Here is an 18,457-nt window from a genome sequence, read left to right on the forward strand (position 1 = left end):
CGGCCGGGAACGCCTGGGTCGCTTCGGTTACCTCGCCGGCCTCGGCCCGCGTGCTCTCCTCGCTCCACTGGTCGTCGGACATCTGTTCGTCGGTCATCGCATCGCCTCGATCACTGCTCGGGCCACGGGGGCCGCATACCGTCCACCGGACACGTCGCTTCCGTCGACGCCGGCGTCCTGCACGAAGACGGCCACTGCGACCGTCGGGTCCTCCGCCCACGCGACGAACCACGCGTAGGGCGTCCGCTCGCCGGTGACGGCCGTTCCGGTCTTGCCGCCCACCCGCACCCCACTGATCTGGGCGCGGCTGCCGGTGCCATCCTGCACCACGGCCACCATCATGTCCTGCAGCTGCTCTGCGTGCTCGGCGCTCATCGCCGTCGAGAGCTGGTTGGGGGTGCGGCGGCTCACCACGTTCAGGTCTTCGCCGCGGACGCTGCTCACCAGGTAGGGCTCCATGACGACGCCGTCGTTGGCGATAGCGCCCGCCACCATCGCCATCTGCAGCGGCGTCGCGGCCACCTCGAACGCGCCGATGGAGCTCATCATCGTCTGCGCCGGGTCGGGGTCGGCGGGGAAGGAGGACGCCACCCCGTTCAGCGCGGGCAGCAGCCGGGTGCCGAAGCCGAACCGCTCGGCCTGCGCGCGCAGCGCGTCGTCGCCGAGCTGACCGCCGAGGTTGGCGAACGCGGTGTTGCAGGAGACGACGAGGGCCTGGCGCAGCGTGATCTGGTCACCGCCACAGCTGCCGGCGTTGCGCAGCTCGTGTGTCGAGCCGGGCAGCTGCACGCTGGCGGGTGAGTCGACGAGGGTGTCCGGCGTCAGGCCGGATTCCAGGGCGGCCGCGCTGACGACGAGCTTGAAGGTCGACCCCGGCGGGTAGATCTCGCGGACGGCGCGGTTCGACAGCGGGGCGGCCGCGTCATCGTTCAGCGCCGTCCACGCCTGTGTGGTGGCGTCCAGGTCGTGGGAGGCCAGCAGGCTCGGGTCGAATGTCGGCGAGGTCACCAGCGCGCGAACGGCGCCGGTCGTGTAGTCCAGGGCCACCACCGCGCCCGGGCGGTCGCCGAGCGCTTGGGACGCCGCGGTCTGGGCGGCGGCGTCCAGCGTGGTTTCGAGCGAGGCCCCCTGCGGACGCCGCCCCGCCGCCAGGTCGACCAGCCGGTCGAGGAACTGGGCGTCGGAGGTGCCCGCGAGCTCGGCGTTGTAGGACTGCTCGAGCCCCGAGCCGCCGTAGAGGAAGGAGTAGTACCCGGTCACGGCTGCGTAGAGCTCGCCCTGGGCGTAGGTGCGCTGGTAGCCGAACCGGTCGTCGATCGGCTCGCTGGAGACGACGGCGGTGTTGCCGACGAGGATGTCGCCGCGGTCGGTGCCGAACGCAGCGTCGCGGACGCGGCGGTTGTTGGCGTCGGCGGTGAGGGAGGGCGTCCGGACGACGTAGCTGAAGCTCGCGTTCAGCATCAGGGCCACGAACATGAGCATCACCACGACGCTCACCCGGCGGATCGGGCCGTTCACCGCGCCTCCCCTTCCGTCGCACCAGAGGGCCCGTCGGCGAAGTCGGCGGGGTCGGGCCGCGGGGCCGCGACGGCGGGCAGGGCCTGCGTGGGGTCGGCCGACAGCGAGGCGTACTCCTCGGCCGTGGGGGCCACCTGCGGGCGACGGGCCTGGTGGGTGATCGTCAGCATCACCCCGGCCAGGATGTAATTGGCGATGAGCGAGCTGCCGCCCTGCGACACGAACGGCGTCGTCACGCCCGTGAGCGGCAGCAGCCGCGTGACGCCGCCGATGATCGTGAACACCTGCAGCGCGAACACGAACGCGACGCCCGCGGCGAGCAGCTTGCCGAACGGCTCGGTGGCGGCCAGCGCCGTCCGCAGCACCCGGGCCACGATCAGGCCGTACAGCAGCACGACGGCGCAGAAGCCGACCAGGCCGAGCTCCTCGCCGAGCGCGGCGGCGATGAAGTCGTTCTTGGCGAGCGGCGTCAGGTACGGACGCCCCTCGCCCCAGCCCGTGCCGAACAGCCCGCCCCAGGCGAGCCCGAACTGGGCGCTGATCACCTGCAGGTTGCGGTCGTAGTCGGTGAACGGGTGCAGCCAGGACGCGAACCGCGTCTGCACGTGGTCGAACATCTCATAGCCGACGAAGCCCAGCACGAGGATCAGCAACAGGCCCAGGACGGCCCAGCCCACGCGCTCGGTGGCGGTGTAGAGCATCATCACGAACAGGCCGAAGAACAACAGCGTGGTGCCGAGGTCGCGCTGGAAGACGAGGATGAGCAGCGCTACCCCCCACGCGATGCCGATGGGGCCAAGATCGCGCGGGCGGGGCAGGTCGATGCCGAGGAAGCGGTGGCCGGCCATCGCCAGCACGTCGCGCTTCTCGACGAGGTAGGCGGCGAACGCGATCGCCAGGATGATCTTGGCCAGTTCGGAGGGCTGGAAGCTGAACGGCCCCACCGCGATCCAGATGCGGGCGCCGTGGTTCTCGCGGCCGAGCACGGGCAGGAGCGGCATCAGCAGCAGCGCCAGCCCGGCGAGGAACCACACGTAGGTGTAGCGCTGCAGGCGGCGGTGGTCGCGCAGCGCCACGACGACGACGCAGTAGGCCGTGACGGCCGCGAAGAGCCACAACAGCTGCAGCTCGGCGCTGCGCAGGCTGTCGGCCTGGTCGAGGCGGTGGATCATCGAGATCCCCAGCCCGGTGAGCAGGAAGACCAGCGGCAGGATGATGGGGTCGGCGTACGGCAGCCGCCACTTCGTGACGCCCCACGCCACCAGCCCGAGCGCGAACCACGCCCCGACGCCGACGTACCACGGCCCGGAGAACTGCAGCGGCCCGACCGACATCAGCCAGTCCGGCGGCAACGCGCCGTCCTGGTTGAGGTGCACCAGCAGATACCCCGACGCGCCGAGGGCCAGGGCGAGCAGCATCATGAGCAGCGACGCGACGCTGCGCTGCCGGCGGACGACGACCTCGGACATCAGCAGTCCTCACCCACAGGCGCGGGGGACGTGGCCGGCGTCACCTCCGCGGTCGGGGCCGGGCTCGCCGGCTCGGGGCTCTGGGGTGCGGGGGTCTGGGGCTCGGGGCTCTCGGAGGGTGGGGCGGGGGCCGGCGTGGCGGTGGCCTGCGCCCGGGCCTCGCGCTGGGCGACGCACTGCGCGGCCTTCTGGCGCAGCTCGACGAGCGTGGAGCGCGCGGCCGCCAGGTCGGGCGTCCGAATGTTCTGGCGGACGCGTTCGGCGTAGTAGGGCGGCAGATTGGCGATCTCGGTGTCGTCGGTCTCGAGCAGGGTCGAGAGCGGCAGGCCGGCCAGCTGGTCGGGCACGCCCCGGTAGAGCGCGACGTTGGCGTCGTTCGGGCCGACGAAGTACTGCGTCTGCGTGTAGGAGTACCAGATGCCCCCGGCGCCGGCCAGCGCCACGATCGGCAGCAGGAAGGCCAGCGCCATGCGGACGCGGGAGCCGAGGCGGCGGCGTCCGGTCAACGCGTAGCGCTCCTCCTCGGTCATCGCGCGCTCGCCCGCCTCGTCGGGCGTCGGGTCGGTGACGACGGGCAGGGACGCGGTGCGCTCGGCCGACGTGGGCACCGCCAGCGTGCTGGCCGAGCCCAGCACGAGCACCGGCCCGGCGGGCCCGTCGATGGCGACGTCGGCGAGCACCAGGGTGATGTTGTCGTGCCCGCCTCGGGCATGGGCGAGCGCGACGAGCTCGGCGATGATCGCCGGCCGGTCGGCGTCCGCCGTCGCGATCGCGGCGAGCTCGGCGTCCGTCGCCAGCCCGCACAGCCCGTCGCTGCACACGAGCAGGCGGTCTCCCGGCACGATCTCGAGCCAGCCGAGATCGGGCTCGTGCTGCGGCGAGCCGTTGAGGACGCGGAGCACCAGCGAGCGGTGGGGGTGTTCGAGGGCCTCGGCCTCGGTGATCTTGCCCTCGTCGACCAGGGTCTGCACCCAGCTGTGGTCGCGCGTCACGCGGTGCAGCTGACCGTCGCGGACGAGGTAGGCGCGCGAGTCGCCGATGTTGACCACCGCGAGGCGGTCGTCGTGCAGCACGAAGCCGCACACCGTGGTGCCCATGCCCGCGAGGCTCGGATCGTCCTCCACCAGCTCGACGAGGCGCTCGTTGGCGCGGTTGAGCGTGTTGGCCATCACGGTGAGCACGTCGGTGAGCGAGCCGGCGTCCTCCTCGTGATCGACCGGGTCGGCCTCCCGCTCGGCCCGCGCGGCGGCGATGCGCGCGTCCAGCTGCGCGTCCGTCCGGGCGATCTCCTGGACGGCCACGGCGGACGCCAGGTCGCCGGCCGCGGCGCCGCCCATGCCGTCGGCCACGATGAGCATGCGGGGGGTCGCCAGCGCCGAGTCCTGGTTGTTGCTGCGGACGAGACCCACCTCGGTGTGCGCGTCGTAGGCGAGGGTCAGCGCCATCAGGCCTCCACGACGAGCAGCGTCCGCCCGATGCGCAACGTGTCGTTCGGGGTGAAGGGCACAGGTGTGCTGATGCGCTCGTTGTTGAGGTAGGTGCCGTTGGTGGAGCCCAGATCCTCCACCAGGTAGCCGCGCTCCCCGCGGACGATGCGGGCGTGGCGGGTGGAGACGTAGTCGTCGTCGAGGATGAGCTGGCAGTCAGTCGAGCGGCCGATCTGCAGCGCCTGGCCGAGCTCCATCGTGAGGCCCTGCTGCTGGCCCTGGGTGATGCGCAGCGTCGAGGGCAGGGACTTCGCCGCCCGGCGTTCCCGCCACGACGGGGCGGCGCGCGGCGCGGCCGCGGGCGGGCGCTCCTCGGCGTCGGCGACCGGGACGCGGCGTCCGAACAGGTCGGTGCGGATGATGTTGCCGCAGAAGAGGATGAACACCCACAGCAGGCCGAGGAAGGCGAACTTCAGGGCGAGGACGAGCAGCTCAGACATCAGTCACCGGCGACCTGACGAGCATGCGCGTGTTGCCCAGCTCGACGCGCGACCCCTCGCGGAGCAGCGCGTTCTGCACCCGACGGCCGTCGACGACGATGCCGTTGGTGGAGCCCATGTCCTCGATCGTGACCCGCGGGTCGGCCTGGGTGTCCGCACCGTCCTGGACGCTCACCCGCGCGTGGAGGCGCGAGACGCCCGGGTCGTTGATGCGCACGTCGGCGTCCGTGCCGCGCCCGATGGTGAAGCCCGGCGCCGAGAGCGGGTGCCGGATGCCGTTGACCTCCAGCACGAGGGAGGCGCGGCGAATCGCGGTCTGCGTGGCCGGGGTGTCGGCCGCGGCTAGGGCCTGGCTGGTGATGGTGAAGCGGCCGACCGGCAGGGCGGCGTCCAGCTCGTAGGCGATCGTGACCGGCCCGTTGAAGACGTAGCCGGCGTTGGCCGCGTAGTCGCGCAGCTGGGGGATGATTTCGGCGTTCAGGGTGCGGCTGTACGGCGTCAGGCGGTCGTAGTCGTGCGAGGAGAGGCCGATGGTGAAGTCGTTCGGCACCAGGTGGCGGTCGCGGGCCAGCAGCCGGGCCTCGGCGTCCAGCTCGCGCTGCAGCCGGGCCGTGATCTCGACGGGCTGGACGTCGCCCTTGAAGGCGCGTGCGAAGGCACCGTTGACCACCCCTTCGAGCTTGCGCTCGAGGTTGTCGAAGACGCCCACCGCGTGCCTCCCTCCTGGCCGGTTCCGTTCGTCGGGCAGCACCAGCGTAGCCCCCGGGTCTGTGGCCGGGAGGCGCGCAGCGCCGCCTCCAGAGCGACGCGACACGCGGTGTGCCAGCGGACGAGCCTACCCGAGGAGCACGGCGACGGACGCGGGCCCCAGGGTCAGGACGCCTCCGGCCAGGGTCGCGTCGCCCGCGGAGGCCGTCAGCTCACCGTCGCAGCCGAGCTGCGCCGCGCAGTCGATCTCCACCGCGCTGCGGGGGGAGGCGACCACGGTGAGGGGGCCGTGGGTCATCGCGATCCAGTCCGCACCGTGGGCGACGGTGAGGGGCAGGTTGCCGCCCCGGTCATCGGGGTGCAGGTGGGTGCGCCGCAGCGCGATCAGGGTGCGGTGCCAGGCGAGGGTGGCCGCGTGCTCGGGGTCGGACGCCTCGTCCCAGTCGAGCGTGCTGGCCGCGAAGGTGGCCGGATCCTGCGGGTCGGGAATGTCGGCACCGGGGCCGTAGATCTCGTCCCACCCGTGCTGGGCGAACTCGCGCATCCGGCCCTGCGTGACCAGCCGGCCCAGCTCGGGGTCGTGGTCGGTGAAGTAGCGGAACGGGCGGCGCGTGCCCCACTCCTGCCCCTGGAAGAGCATGGGCGTGAACGGGCTGAGCAGCAGCAGGGCGGCGCCGCCTGCCACGGCGCCGGGGGCGAGGCGCTCGTCGGGCCGGTCGCCCAGGCCGCGGTTGCCGACCTGGTCGTGGTTCTGCGTGAACGTGACGAAGCGGCGGCGCTCGACGTCGTCGGGCACCGGGGCGCCCCACGTCTCGTCGCGGAACGTCGAGAAGGTGCCGTCGTGGACGAAGACGCCCGTCAAGGCCTTTTCGAGAACAGAGATCGGGCCGAAGTCGACGTAGTAGCCGAACGTCTCCCCGGTGAGCCAGGAGTGCAGGGCGTGGTGCACGTCGTCGGCCCACTGGCCGTCCATCCCGAGGCCGCCCTCGGCGGTCGGGGTGATCATCGAGACCTGGTTGAGGTCGGACTCCGCGATCAGGGTGCGGCGCTGGCCGAGCTCGTCGCGCAGCGCGGTGACCGCGTCGGAGAGCTCGGCGAGCAGGTGCGGCTGCGAGTCGTCCACGAGGGCGTGCACGGCGTCGAGGCGGAGGGCGTCCACGTGGAAGTCGCGCAGCCAGCGGCAGGCGGCGTCCACGATGAAGGCGCGGACGCCGTCGGCGTGGGCGTCGTCGAGGTTGATGGCCGCGCCCCACGGGGTGTGGTGCTTCTCGGTGAAATACGGGCCGAAGGTGCTGACGTAGTTGCCGGCCGGCCCGAAGTGGTTGTAGACCACGTCGAGGCAGACCGCCAGGCCGAGGCCGTGGGCGGCGTCCACGAAGCGCTGCAGCGCCGCCGGGCCACCGTAGGCCTCGTGGACGGCGTACAGGCTGACGCCGTCGTAGCCCCAGCCGCGCTCACCCGGGAACGGCTGGACGGGCATGACCTCCACCGTGTCGACGCCGAGCTCCACCAGGTGGGGCAGCCGCTCGATCGCGGAATCGAGCGTGCCGGCGTCGGTGAACGTGCCGACGTGGAGTTCGTAGAACACCCCGCCCAGCACCTCGGGGTAGGCCCAGCCGGCGTCGGTCCACGCGTGGGCGGGGGCGTCGAACACCTCGGAGGGGCCGTGGATGCCCTCGGGCTGGCGCGGGCTGCGCGGGTCGGGGCGGGGCTCGCCGCCGTCCACCGAGAGGAGGTAGCGCGTGCCCACCGGGAGGTCGACGGTGAAGCAGCCGTCGCCGGCCGGGGTCATCGGGTGGACGGTGTCGCCCACGTGGGCGTCCGCACGGTGGGCCAGGGGGGCCCAGAGTCGGATCTCAGGCACGGTGATCTCTTTCGGGGTCAGCGAGGGTGTCGGGGTCGGTGGGAGTCGGCTGGTGGACGGGCACGCTGCCGGTGTCGCCGCGCTCGAAGAACCGCCGCGACAACCAGCCGAGCAGGCCGGTCGACTCGGTGCTGCTCTCGGCCTCGGTCTCTGCAGCGGGCCGACCGCGGCGGGCGGGGTCGGCCGGCTGGGCGCGGAAGATCGGGCCGCCGGCGGTGAACTCGCTTGCGAGGGCGTCCGCGTCGGCGTCCGCCGCGTCGTCCCCGCCGCCGGTGCGCTCGAGCGCCGCGGCCGGGTAGCGGCCCACGAGCTCGGTGAGCGAGGCGCTGCCGCCGTCGAACTCCGCGCCGGTGAACACGTTGCGCCAGCGGCCGGCCGGCAGGACGACGGCGTGCTGGGTGGGGCTCTGCTCGGCGAAGCTGCGGTGCAGGCGGATCGCGACGGTCACCACGTCCGTGCCGCGGGCGTAACAGACGGCGTGCCCGGTCGAGCTGGGCAGGGGGCGGTAGGTCGCGGTGGGGCCGACGAACGCGTGCGGACGCCGCCGGCGCAGCCGCAGGATCTCCCGGGTGAGGTGGAACTTCTCCTCCGCGAGGGTCTGGGGCTCGCGTCCGTCCAGGGTGCGGGCCAGGCCGGCGAGGGCGTCCCAGTCGAACGGGCCGCGGTTGTCGGGGTCGACCAGATAGTTCTGCGTGGTCTCGGTGGAGGAGTAGGTGTCGGCCACGCCCAGGCAGGTGAGCTGGATGGTCTTGCGGGTGAGGATCGCGACGCGCGCGCTGGCGTCGGTGAACGCGTACCAGTCGGCGAACGCCCCCATCACGTCGTCGTTGCCGTACAGCTCACTGATGAAATCGGTGAGGGCCTGCTCGCGGGCGGCGTCCTGCTTGGTCCAGGACGTCCAGAGCTTCTGCTCGCGGGCGGCCTTGAGGAGGTAGTCGGTGAGGCGCTCCTGGGCGATGGGGCCCTCGGGCGTCCACGTGCCGGCGAGGATCTGCCACATCAGGTTCTCGGTGTGGCCCTCGACGGCCTCGGCCAGCGGGTGCAGCTTGGTGAGCAGGGCGCGCCACTCGGCGGCGTACTGGGCGAGGATGCCGATGCGGCTGCGGACGTCCTCGGAGCGCTTGGTGTCGTGGGTGGTGCCGCACGTCATGGTGTCGGGCCACTCGGCGGTCATCTGGGAGAGCCAGGCGTGGAACGTGTCGGGGGAGAGGCCCCAGGTGTCCGGGGCGCCGCCGACCTCGTTGAGCGCGACGAGGTGCGTCCAGCGGTAGAACGCCGTGTCCTCCACACCCTTGGCCGTCACCGCGCCGCAGACCTGCTGGAAGCGGACGACCAGCTCGTCGCGGACGGCTTGCTGGACGCGTCCCTGCGAGCCGACCTCGCGGCCCAGCACGAGATCGACGACCACCTCGAGGGTGTCGTGGTAGTCGGCCTCCAGGCGGCCGCGAGCCGTGGCGGCGGCCTCCTCGATCAGCTCGATCGACTCCTGCGAGGCGGGCTCGCCGGGCACCACGTAGGCGCGGTAGCGGTCGACCGCGATGACGAGCTCGGTGACGCACTCGCGGATCCAGGTGAACGTGTGGTCGCGCAGCATGATGTCGGCGCGGCAGATGGCGTGGGCCAGCGTCGCGATGCGGTGCACCTCGGCGAACAGGCTGGTGGTGGCGATCTCGCGCTTGGCCTGCTCGATCACGTCGGCCAGCGAGCCCGGGATGTCACCGGTGATGACGTGGGCGATCGTGCCGAGGTCGCCGTAGCCCGCCGCTTCGACCTGGAGGGCCTGGATGCGCCAGGCGGTGTCGTAGCCCGTCGACCCGGCCACCGGCCAGTCGTCGGGCATCGACTCGCCACCCTCGAGGATCTTCTCGGCGGCGATGAACGCCCCGCCGGTGGCCATCGAGAGGCGGCGCATGTAGCCGCGAGGGTCGGCCAGGCCGTCGGGGTGGTCGATGCGGAAGCCGTCGATGTGGCCGGCGCGGAACAGGTCGAGCAGCAGGGCGTGCGTGCCGTCGAAGACGTCCGGATCCTCCACCCGCACCGCGACGAGGGTGTCGACGTCGAAGAAGCGGCGGAAGTTGAGCTCCTCGTCGGAGACCTTCCAGTAGGCGAGCCGGTAGAACTGCTCGGCGACGCACAGCGGCATGGGCAGGTTCTCCGTGCCGGCGCGGACGGGGAAGACGTGGTCGTAGTAGACGAGCACGGGCTGCTCGCCGGCGTCCTCGAAGCCGGGGACGACGCGGCGTTCGAGGGTGATCTCGTTGCTGTCGAGCACCGTGCCGATGCGGGCGCCCAGCACGGGCATGAGGATGCCCTCGTCGCCGGCGTCCGTGCCGTCGAACCAGGCGGCGTAGGGCGATTCGGGGCCCTGCTGGAGCACCGACCACAGCGCCTTGTTGTGGTACAGCGGGGTGGGGACGCCCATGTGGTTGGGCACCACGTCCACCACGATGCCCATGTCGCGCTCGTGCGCCGCCGTGGCGAGGCGCTCGAAGCCCTCGCGGCCCCCCATGGCCTCGTTGATGCGCGTGTGGTCGACCACGTCGTAGCCGTGCGTCGAGCCCGGCGCGGACTGCAGGATAGGGCTGAGGTACAGGTCGGTGACGCCGAGATCCTCGAGGTAGTCGAGGTGCCCGATGGCCTGGTCGAACGTCAGGTCGGGGCCGAGCTGGAGGCGGTAGGTGGACACCGGCGTGCGGCGTCCGGCTGAGGGGACGTGCGACGAGGTGGGCGAAAGGGTGGGGGAGGAGGACGTGGGGGCGTCGGCGTGGTCGTGGAGCTGGGTCATGCTGGGGGTCGCCTTCCGGTCGCGGGGTGCCCCCGCGGGAGCCGGGACGCGCTGCCGGGGTGCGTTCACGTCGGGGACCAACCTACCGTGTCGGACGCCCACCGGGCACCGGGCGTCTGTCCACTAGGCTCGCGTCGCGCCCATCGAGGCCGCATGAGCGGAGAGCCGTGCTCGACATCCTGACCATCACCGTGCCGCTGTACGCGTGCGTGTTCGTCGGCTACGCCGCGGTGCGCTGGGGGCCGTTCGGGCGGCGCGACGTGGACACGATCAGCGCGTTCGTGATGAACATCGCCCTGCCGGCGCTGATGTTCAGCTCGCTGAGCGCCCGGCCGCTGGCCGAGGCGCTGCACCCGACGTATCTGCTGGTGTACGCGCTGGCGAGCCTGGTGACGCTGGTGTTCGGGTACGTGTACTCGCGCCGCGTCGAGCGCACCGGGCACGCCGCCGCGGCCTTCGACGCCATGGGCATGGGCGCGGCGAACAGCGGGTTCATCGGGTTTCCGCTGTTCAGCTTGTTGCTGCCCGGGCTGGCCGGGCCCATCTTTGGGATGAACGTGTTGGTGGAGTCGCTGCTGACACTTCCCTTGGTGTTCTTCTGGGCGGGCCTTTCGGATTCGGCGGGGTCGTCGTTGGGGACGCAGGTGCGCGCCGCGGTCGTCCGGATGGCGAAGATGCCCGTGATGATCGCGCTGGTGGCGGGCATGGTGGTGTCGCTGCTGGGGTGGCACCTGCCGGAGGTGCTGGCCACGTCGCTGGACCTGTTCGGCCGCGCCAGCACGGCGTTGGCGCTGTTCGGCGTCGGCGGCATGCTCGTGGGCATCCGCGTGCGCGGCCAGGTGCGCCGCATCGTGGTGGTGACGGCGGGCAAGTTGCTGGTGATGCCGGGCGTGGCGTTCCTGTTCGTGTGGGTGCTGGGGTGGACGCCCCTGCCCCCGCTGGGCGACGATCTGGCGCTGGCCGCCGTGGTCGGCGCGGGGTTGCCGACGTTCACGAGCTCGGTGATCTTCGCGGCGACGTTCGGGGAGAAGGACGTGCCGCCCGCGGTGATGCTGCTCACCACGCTGGGGTCGTTCGTGACGGTGACCGGGTTGCTGGTGCTGCTGGGCTGAGCGCTGGTGGCTAGGTTGTGGTTCATGGACGACGGGGTGCGGGGCGCGCGGGTGCTGGTGACCGGTGCGGCGCAGGGCATGGGCCGGATGTACGTGGAGCGGGCGCTGGCCGAGGGCGCTGCGGCGGTGCACGCGTGGGACGCGGACGCCGCGCGCTTGGGCGAGCTGGCGGGGCTGTTTGCCCGGTATCCGGGGGTGCTGACCTCGGCCACGGTGGTCGACATCGCGTATGCCGACGCGGTGGCTGACGCGTTCGCCGGGCTGCCCGCCGAGGGCGTCGATGTGCTGATGAACAACGCGGGCATCGTGCGCGGGAACGACCTTTTCTGGGAGACCGAGGTGGCCGACCTGGCCGCGACCATCGCCGTGAACGTGATGGGGGCGTTGCTGGTGACCCGCGCGGTGCTGCCGGGGATGGTGGAGCGCCGGCGTCCGGCCCGGGTGGTGACCATTGCGTCCGCCGCCGCGCTGACGCCGAACCCGCGCATGGCGGCCTATGCGGCGTCGAAGGCCGGAGTGGCGTCGTGGAGCGAGTCGGTGCGCGTGGAGCTGGAGCGGGCGGGGCACGGGCACGTGACGGTGACCACCGTGTACCCCAGCTACGTCTCGACGGGGATGTTCGCCGGCGCCCGGGGGCCGCTGCTGACGCCTGTGGTTGAACCCGAGGTGGTCGTGGACGCCGTGTGGCGCGCCATGCTCGCCGGGCGGCCCACGGTGATGGTGCCGAGCTCCGTGCGGACGGCCAAGGTGCTGCGCGGTCTGCTGCCTGCGCGTGCGTACGACCTTGTGGCGGGGCGGTTGTTCCGGGTGTACGGCTCCATGGACGCCTTCACCGGCAGACCCGAATAGGTGGCCGCGTAGGGCCCGTGCTAGGCTGTCGGGGCTGCCCCGATGGGGCTGCGCGCGAGTGGCGGAATGGCAGACGCGCACGGTTCAGGTCCGTGTGTCCGAAAGGACGTGGAGGTTCAACTCCTCTCTCGCGCACAATGATGTATGGTCCCCTGACTACATCAAATACCCTCTGACAAGGACTTCGGTCCTTCTCAGTTGTGGACTCCCATGGACACGGATGGCCTTCAGAGGCCTCCCATTCCCCACGTATTCCCCACGGTTCCCCACGTATTCCCCACGACATCCCGGGCGTGGGGAACGTCGTCGGCGCCGCCCAGTGTCCACCCGACCGTCCTTCGGCCCGTTACGGAGTGTGACGGGAGGGGCGCACCATGGGTAGACCACGGGCCAAGGCCAAGCGTGGCTTCGGTGAGGTCGGCCAGCTGCCGAGCGGACGGTACCGGGCGCGCTACACCGGCCCCGACGGCGGCCGGCACAGCGCCCCGATCACCTTCGTCGCCCGGATCGACGCCGAAGGGTGGCTGGTCGACCAGGAACGGATGATCAGTCGCGGCGAGTGGGAGCCGCCGGCCCGTCAGGTCAGGGAGGTTCACGAGGCACCCCTGTTGCTGGGTGAGTACGCCGCCACTGTGGTGGCCCGCCGCCGGATTCGGCCGGGCACGGCGGCGCTGTACGCGAAATTGCTCCGGTTGACCATCCTTCCGGCGTTCGCCAAGCGGCCCCTGAGTGAGATCACTGCTGCGGAGATCTCCACCTGGTACGCCGGGATGCGGACGACGCCCACCCAACAGGCCAACGCCTACGGGCTGCTGAAGTCGATCTTCAAGGAGGCCGTCGAGGAGCGGCTCGTCGAGGTGAGCCCCTGCCGGGTGAAGGCGGGAACCCAGAAGGAACGCGCACGCGAGATCGAGGTGCTCACGGTCGACCAGCTCAACCGCTACCTGGCTGCCGTGCCTGAGGCGCGGCGGGTTCCGCTGTTGCTGGCAGGATGGTGCGGTCTGCGTTCCGGCGAGGTGCGCGGGCTCCGCGTGCGCGACCTGGATCTGGACCTCGGCTTGGTGCATGTCCGTCAGGCCGTGGTGCGACTCAAGGGGCAGCTCCTGATCGGCCCACCCAAGACGGACGCCGGGGTCAGATCGGTGTCCATCCCCCCCCCACCTACTACCGGCGTTGCGGGCCTGGGCGGCGCGACAGCCGGTGCGCGAGCGGGAGGCGTTGCTGTTCCCGGCTAGGGACGGGCACTCCCCGCTCAACGACAGTGTCCTGCGGGTCGCCCACAACAAGGGCAAGGCGGCCATCCGCATGCCCGGCTTGACGGTCCATGGGCTACGCCACACGAGTGCGACGCTGGCAGCGCAGTTGGGTGCCACCTTGGCTGAGCTTCAGGCGCGGATCGGGCACAGCACGCCGAACATGGCGATGCGCTACCAGCACGTCGCCGCTGAGCGCGACGCCCAGCTGGCCGCCCGCATGTCGGCGTTTGCCACTGGTCGCTCAGGTTAGTCAGTTCGGACACGGCGTCTGACCGTCGTTGCCCGACGATGGCTTCAACACAACCCCTGACCTGCTCTCGCTCTGGACCTGTGAGGTCGCCGATGTGGTCCTCCAGGTTCACCTTCGTGACGCACTTCCTGCGACGCCACACGATCGGCGTGAGCTCCTGGATGAGAGGCACCTGGACGCTGTCTCTCCCGCTGATCTCGAAAAACTGACTTGGGCCCGGGGGGTCGCTCCAATCGCACTCGATGAATGGCAAAGGGACGCAGGCCGCACCGTTCGCTGCTTGCTCGTCCTGTTCTCCGGCGGCGAGCGTCATTCCCGCGGCCATCTTGTCGATGTAAATGGGCTCGAAGTCCGCGGGATCGACCTGGATCCAGGCGTTCGGCAGAAGCCGCTTAGGCACATCCGCGATCAGGTTAGCGAGACGATAGACAGGTTTCAGATCTGCATCTTCCCGGCGACTTCACCGCGCTCAACGTCCGACAGCCAACTGCCCGACACGCTCCGCCACCCAATCAGAGAAACCCATCGCACCCCTCCCGGGCTCCTGGATACTCAGGCATCCCGCCTCATCGAACGAAAGAGTTGTCAGGTGATCGACGAGCGAACTGCCGGAATGCGGCACGTCCGCGCGCACAAACCCGCTCCAAGCCTGGAAGCAGTCGCCATTCAGAGGAGTTGGTTCTACCGGGTACACGTGGCCGGCGCTCATGGTTGACCCGTAAGCCTTCGATAGGGGCGTCCGGCGCCTTTGAAATACTCGGAGTGCTCTCATGGTGTAGACGCTCCACGTCCCGTCGCCATTCAGGAACAGGCTGATAACTGGCGCGATGGCCCACGCTCTCCCCGTCTCCTCGAATCTCTCCGTCTTGGAGCCGATGCTGGGTTCCAAAATTCGACCCACGGGCACTGGTTCCACTCCCGCACGGAGCAGGTAGGACACTGCTTCCCGCCCGACCTCTATGAGTGCTTGGTCGGCCCCCGACACCAACCGCGCTGCCAGAGCGCGCGCACCATCGTGTGCGTCCCTCGCCGATCCAACGGCTTGCGCAGATCGGTCAGCCTTGCTCGCAAAGTCCATGGTGCCGAGCTTACGGTCGTGCAGGATCTGAAGTCCGTCGACCTGGTTGTAGGGGTGCAGTGGTAGCCCGGGGGACTGACCGGTGGTGACCCTGTCTGCTCCACTCGATCGGTCGCCCGGCGACTGCGTTTCAGGGGGTATGAAGTCTCATTCGGAAGTAGCGCCTCCTTGATCGCCTGGGTCCCACGACGCCAGCTATGACGCCCGTCGCGCTGGTCGGCGTCCCGTCGAGCTGAACTCGGTCGAGCTCCACTTCGGATAGCGGCTGAACATGGCGTCCACGTCCTCCGGGTCCAGCCTGAGGATGCGGCCGCACCGGTACACGGGGAGGACGCCCTCGGCGATTCGCCGCCGGATGGTCTTCACGCTCACCCCGATCCGGGCAGCGGCCGTGGGCAAGGACTCGTAGGTTCGCATGGTCATGGCGCTGTCCCTTTCTGGGCCCAAGTGGGCCTCAAGGGACACAAGACCAGCTCGACGTACTCCTGGCCGCAGCCCTCGGCTCGCTCTCCGATGACTCCCCAGGTCGCTGCCTGGGCGAGCGGCGAGCAGTCATCCCTTGTGGGAGCGGGGTTGCGCGCACCGCGAGGCCTTAACGAGACCAAGAGCAAGGCGAGGCCGTTCTTGTGCCGGATGGCTGGCCCGGTGACCGTGCCCAATAACCGCCGTGTCGCTGGGCACGGACTCACGCCAACGTCACGCCTTGTGGATTAGGAGTTAGGCCGTTCGCGCCAAGGAGCTGGCGACTCCCGTAACCCAACTCGACCAGAGGGCTTCGCGTTCGATCACCCGACGGCCACCGCCGCCGGTCAACCCGTCACGGTCGGAGGCTCACCGGAGGGTGTGGTGGCTTGGATGAGGGCCCGCAGGTCGGCGTGAAGGTTCGCGTGGTTGAGCGTCCAGTGCGTTCGCCGGCGGCGACGCTCGTCGCGGGGAACGTCGCCGGTGACGTAGCCGTGGTCTTCGAGCTCGTTGAGGTTGCGCGCGATCGTGGTACCCGCGACCCCCTCACCGAGCGCTGCGATGAGCTCCGGTGTGCTGAGGCAACCCCCGTGTTCGGCCAGCGCCACGGCGATCGCGAGTTTGACGCGGTTCATGCCCATGCCGACCAACGCGTCCAACCCGACGGGGAGCGGGGCGTCGGAGTAGGCAGGCACGCGCCCATTGTTTCAGTGGTCCGCGGCAAGGGGAGACGAGACACGATGAGCAATCTATACCGCTAAACGGTGTAGATGTGCTAGCGTGACACGCAGAGGGACGAAGCTCGAAATCCGCAGGATCGCCGAAATCCATGCTTAGCCTTCCCGTACAAGGTCCACCCCCTGGAGAGCTTGGAGCCAGCGATGGCCGCTTCTGACAATGGCCGTACCCGCGACTACGCGGAACCGGCGCCACGAGCGCCAGACGCACCCGGGAGCTTCGGTGCTGCCGCCGTCTGGGAGACAACAACAGACAGCGCATGTCCACGAGGCGCCTCCGCGCCCCGTTATGTCCCGTAGGCGAAGGAGGATGGGATGACCCACCTGGGACTGGCCACCAAAGCAATGGGCGCCATCATGGCCGCTGCCCTGATCGGTGGCTGCACAGCCACGCCCACCACCAGTCCGACAAGTACGGGCCCGTCGCAATCGCCGTCGCCCACGGTGACGCCGACACCGACCCTCAGCCCCGAAGACCAGAAGCTCGAGGACGCGAAGGCGCGGGTCGTCCTGCTGTGGCAGACGCTCGACGGTCTCTTGGTCGACTCGAGCAGGAGCATCAACGAGCTCGACACCCTCGCCTCGGGCGAGGCCCTGAGCAGCCTGCAGGTGATGTTGACCACAGTCCGTCAGCGGGGGCAGGTGCAGGTCGGGGCCACGAGGATCCCCTCCCAGAGCGCCCTGGCCAAGGGCGACGGGTGGGTCGTCACCTCTTGCGTCGATCGCAGCGAGGCCATCCTCACGGACAAGGCCGGGCAGCCGGTCACGCCGGCCCCGCAGCCACGGCTCTCACACGAGAGCACCGTGCAGCTCGTCGGCGCCAACCTGCAGATCACCAAGGACGAGGTCCTCGGATCATGTTGACCAGGCTCCTCGCGGCGCTCGCGCTCTGCGTGGCTCTGGCGACAACGTCGCTGACGGGGACCCCTGCCTACGCGGACGCCGGCTGCGAAGGGGCGAGCTGGGGAGTTGCCTGTGGGGTCGGCGTCCCCGGTTACGGTGGCTCCGGCGGCGCAGCTCCGCTGAAGCACACCGGCTCCGGCAGAAGCGACCCCGTCGCCTGCGTGACGCAGGAAATGCCTCCCCGCGAAGTCCCCTGTTCGAACCCGGAGCTAGGGACTTGGAGCAACGCCCGAGCCTGCTACATCAAGGCCGAGTCGCCGCCGCCCCGCTGACGGACGCGGTGTGGAGCGGAAACACGACGGGATCGATCTACCGGTGCTCGGGTTCCGGCATCTGGTCTGGCCCGGGCTCCTACCTCTTCTGGGCCGATACCGCTCCTGGTGTGATCCCGGACCCCAGAGTGCTGGCCCAGCAGGCGGTCACCCAGATGCGCCTTCGCGCGGTCACGATCGGGATGGCGCCGGAGCCCTCGCCGGGTTCTGTGGGCCTCGTCGGGCTGCCGATCTGGTTGTGGGTGGCCTCACCGGACGCAAGCACGTGGGGGCCGAACACGAAGACCGCGTCCGCGGGCGGCTACTCCGTCACCGCGACCGGCAAGGTCACCCAGGTGGTCTGGAGCATGGGCGACGGCGGGACCGTCGCGTGCACGTCCACGGGCACCTCGTACAAGGACTCGTTCGGGATGTCGGCGTCGCCGGATTGCGGTTACCGCTACACGAAGCAGGGCACCTATACGGTCACCGCGACGAGCTACTGGACCATCAACTGGTCCGGGATCGGCGCGTCCGGTGTCATCAACCAGACCTACACGAGCTCGGTCGTTGTCACGATCGGCGAACTCCAGACCGTGGTGAAGGGATGACGACGTGAGGACACCGACCTTGGCGCCGACGACGGCGACGACCACGACCCCTCCGGCGCCTGCGGCGTTGGGTCCCGTGAAGACCCGGCGGCGTCCGGTGCTGATCATCGCGTCCGTGGCGGCGCTCCTGCTGTCGGCACTGGGCGGCGTGTGGCTGTGGACGGCGGCAACCTCGTCGGTCGAGGTCGTGGTGGCGAAGGCGGCCGTCCCTCGTGGCGCGGTGATCGCCGCCGGTGATCTGATGGTCGCGCGGGTGTCGCTCGATCCGGCGATCGCCTCGATCCCGGCCAGCGAGGTGTTGACGGTGGTGGGACAGCGGGCGGCGCTCGACATCTCGGCCGGCGGGCTGCTCACCCCGGACGCCATCGCCCCCGAGACCGTCCCGGCCAAGGGCGAGACCGTCGTCGGCCTGTCCCTGGTGGACGGGATGCTGCCCGCCATTCCCTTGAAGACCGGCGACGACGTGCGGGTGGTGCAGACGCCCGGCGCGCAGGGCCAGGTCGGCGACGTCTCGCCTGTGACCATCGCGGCCAAGGTCGTCGCGGTCACGCGCTCGCAGGACGGCCAGTTCGCCCTGGTTGACCTGCTGGTGAGCGCGGACGCCGCGCCCGATCTGGCAGCCCGGGCCGCGACCGGCAAGGTCGCCGTGGTGCTCGACTCCCGGGAACGGTGACGCC

General features: G+C 70.6%; 17 protein-coding genes and 1 tRNA gene. 9 read left to right on the forward strand and 9 right to left on the reverse strand.

The features are described 5' to 3' along the window. Positions 1 to 93: 93 nt before the first annotated feature. The 7 genes from IFY26_RS02250 to treY all read right to left on the reverse strand — a co-directional run bounded on the left by IFY26_RS02250 (position 94) and on the right by treY (position 10,271). Positions 94 to 1,518, reverse strand: coding sequence for a peptidoglycan D,D-transpeptidase FtsI family protein (locus IFY26_RS02250; RefSeq protein WP_232547374.1), 1,425 nt, complete (start codon positions 1,516 to 1,518; stop codon positions 94 to 96). Further along, positions 1,515 to 2,987 (reverse strand): FtsW/RodA/SpoVE family cell cycle protein, encoded by a 1,473-nt coding sequence (locus tag IFY26_RS02255; protein WP_232547375.1) that lies wholly within the window; start codon positions 2,985 to 2,987, stop codon positions 1,515 to 1,517. Before IFY26_RS02255 ends, IFY26_RS02250 begins: the two co-directional genes overlap by 4 nt. Beyond that, positions 2,987 to 4,432 carry a PP2C family protein-serine/threonine phosphatase gene (locus IFY26_RS02260; RefSeq protein WP_232547376.1) on the reverse strand — a complete coding sequence of 482 codons (1,446 nt, stop codon included), beginning with the start codon at positions 4,430 to 4,432 and terminating at the stop codon, positions 2,987 to 2,989. The genes IFY26_RS02255 and IFY26_RS02260 overlap by 1 nt, the downstream gene beginning before the upstream one ends. Continuing rightward, a complete protein-coding gene (locus tag IFY26_RS02265) occupies positions 4,432 to 4,914 on the reverse strand; it encodes an FHA domain-containing protein FhaB/FipA (protein WP_232547377.1) in 483 nt (160 codons plus the stop codon). The genes IFY26_RS02260 and IFY26_RS02265 overlap by 1 nt, the downstream gene beginning before the upstream one ends. Then, positions 4,907 to 5,623 carry an FhaA domain-containing protein gene (locus tag IFY26_RS02270; RefSeq protein ID WP_232547378.1) on the reverse strand — a complete coding sequence of 239 codons (717 nt, stop codon included), beginning with the start codon at positions 5,621 to 5,623 and terminating at the stop codon, positions 4,907 to 4,909. Before IFY26_RS02270 ends, IFY26_RS02265 begins: the two co-directional genes overlap by 8 nt. A gap of 126 nt (positions 5,624 to 5,749) precedes the next feature. Further along, complete coding sequence (gene treZ, locus IFY26_RS02275) at positions 5,750 to 7,486, reverse strand: malto-oligosyltrehalose trehalohydrolase (protein WP_232547379.1); 1,737 nt, start codon at positions 7,484 to 7,486, stop codon at positions 5,750 to 5,752. Beyond that, positions 7,479 to 10,271, reverse strand: a complete 2,793-nt coding sequence (gene treY, locus IFY26_RS02280; protein ID WP_232547380.1) for a malto-oligosyltrehalose synthase — start codon at positions 10,269 to 10,271, stop codon at positions 7,479 to 7,481. Before treY ends, treZ begins: the two co-directional genes overlap by 8 nt. Before the next feature lie 167 nt (positions 10,272 to 10,438). On the opposite strand from treY, the gene IFY26_RS02285 reads away from it, so the two are divergent. The 6 genes from IFY26_RS02285 to IFY26_RS02310 all read left to right on the forward strand — a co-directional run bounded on the left by IFY26_RS02285 (position 10,439) and on the right by IFY26_RS02310 (position 14,453). Beyond that, entirely contained in the window at positions 10,439 to 11,383 is a 945-nt protein-coding gene (locus IFY26_RS02285) for an AEC family transporter (protein ID WP_232547381.1), read from the forward strand. Positions 11,384 to 11,407: 24 nt separating this feature from the next. Further along, positions 11,408 to 12,232: an SDR family NAD(P)-dependent oxidoreductase gene (locus IFY26_RS02290; RefSeq protein WP_232547382.1), complete on the forward strand. Its 825-nt coding sequence runs from the start codon at positions 11,408 to 11,410 to the stop codon at positions 12,230 to 12,232. A 52-nt stretch (positions 12,233 to 12,284) separates the two neighbouring features. Continuing rightward, positions 12,285 to 12,367: transfer RNA gene (locus IFY26_RS02295), tRNA-Leu, on the forward strand. A 239-nt stretch (positions 12,368 to 12,606) separates the two neighbouring features. Beyond that, positions 12,607 to 13,467, forward strand: coding sequence for a tyrosine-type recombinase/integrase (locus IFY26_RS02300; protein WP_232547383.1), 861 nt, complete (start codon positions 12,607 to 12,609; stop codon positions 13,465 to 13,467). Beyond that, the gene (locus IFY26_RS02305; protein ID WP_232547384.1) at positions 13,433 to 13,738 is read left to right on the forward strand and encodes a tyrosine-type recombinase/integrase; all 306 of its coding nucleotides are present in this window, start codon (positions 13,433 to 13,435) and stop codon (positions 13,736 to 13,738) included. The genes IFY26_RS02300 and IFY26_RS02305 overlap by 35 nt, the downstream gene beginning before the upstream one ends. 280 nt (positions 13,739 to 14,018) lie before the next feature. Next, positions 14,019 to 14,453, forward strand: coding sequence for a hypothetical protein (locus IFY26_RS02310; RefSeq protein WP_232547385.1), 435 nt, complete (start codon positions 14,019 to 14,021; stop codon positions 14,451 to 14,453). A gap of 558 nt (positions 14,454 to 15,011) precedes the next feature. On the opposite strand, the gene IFY26_RS02315 is transcribed toward IFY26_RS02310, so the two are convergent. Next, entirely contained in the window at positions 15,012 to 15,239 is a 228-nt protein-coding gene (locus tag IFY26_RS02315) for a helix-turn-helix domain-containing protein (RefSeq protein WP_232547386.1), read from the reverse strand. 386 nt (positions 15,240 to 15,625) lie between these two features. Further along, positions 15,626 to 15,973: a MarR family transcriptional regulator gene (locus IFY26_RS02320; RefSeq protein WP_232547387.1), complete on the reverse strand. Its 348-nt coding sequence runs from the start codon at positions 15,971 to 15,973 to the stop codon at positions 15,626 to 15,628. Positions 15,974 to 16,330: 357 nt separating this feature from the next. Between IFY26_RS02320 and IFY26_RS02325 the strand changes: the two genes are divergently transcribed. The 3 genes from IFY26_RS02325 (at position 16,331) to IFY26_RS02335 (ending at position 18,453) form a co-directional block, all read left to right on the forward strand. Further along, positions 16,331 to 16,879 (forward strand): hypothetical protein, encoded by a 549-nt coding sequence (locus IFY26_RS02325; protein WP_232547388.1) that lies wholly within the window; start codon positions 16,331 to 16,333, stop codon positions 16,877 to 16,879. Positions 16,880 to 17,300: 421 nt separating this feature from the next. Further along, a complete protein-coding gene (locus IFY26_RS02330; protein WP_232547389.1) occupies positions 17,301 to 17,780 on the forward strand; it encodes a hypothetical protein in 480 nt (159 codons plus the stop codon). Positions 17,781 to 17,784: 4 nt separating this feature from the next. Further along, positions 17,785 to 18,453: an SAF domain-containing protein gene (locus IFY26_RS02335; RefSeq protein ID WP_232547390.1), complete on the forward strand. Its 669-nt coding sequence runs from the start codon at positions 17,785 to 17,787 to the stop codon at positions 18,451 to 18,453. Positions 18,454 to 18,457 lie beyond the last annotated feature (4 nt).

The sequence above is a fragment of the Propioniciclava soli genome, from assembly GCF_014858005.1.
Taxonomy (GTDB): domain Bacteria; phylum Actinomycetota; class Actinomycetes; order Propionibacteriales; family Propionibacteriaceae; genus Propioniciclava; species Propioniciclava soli.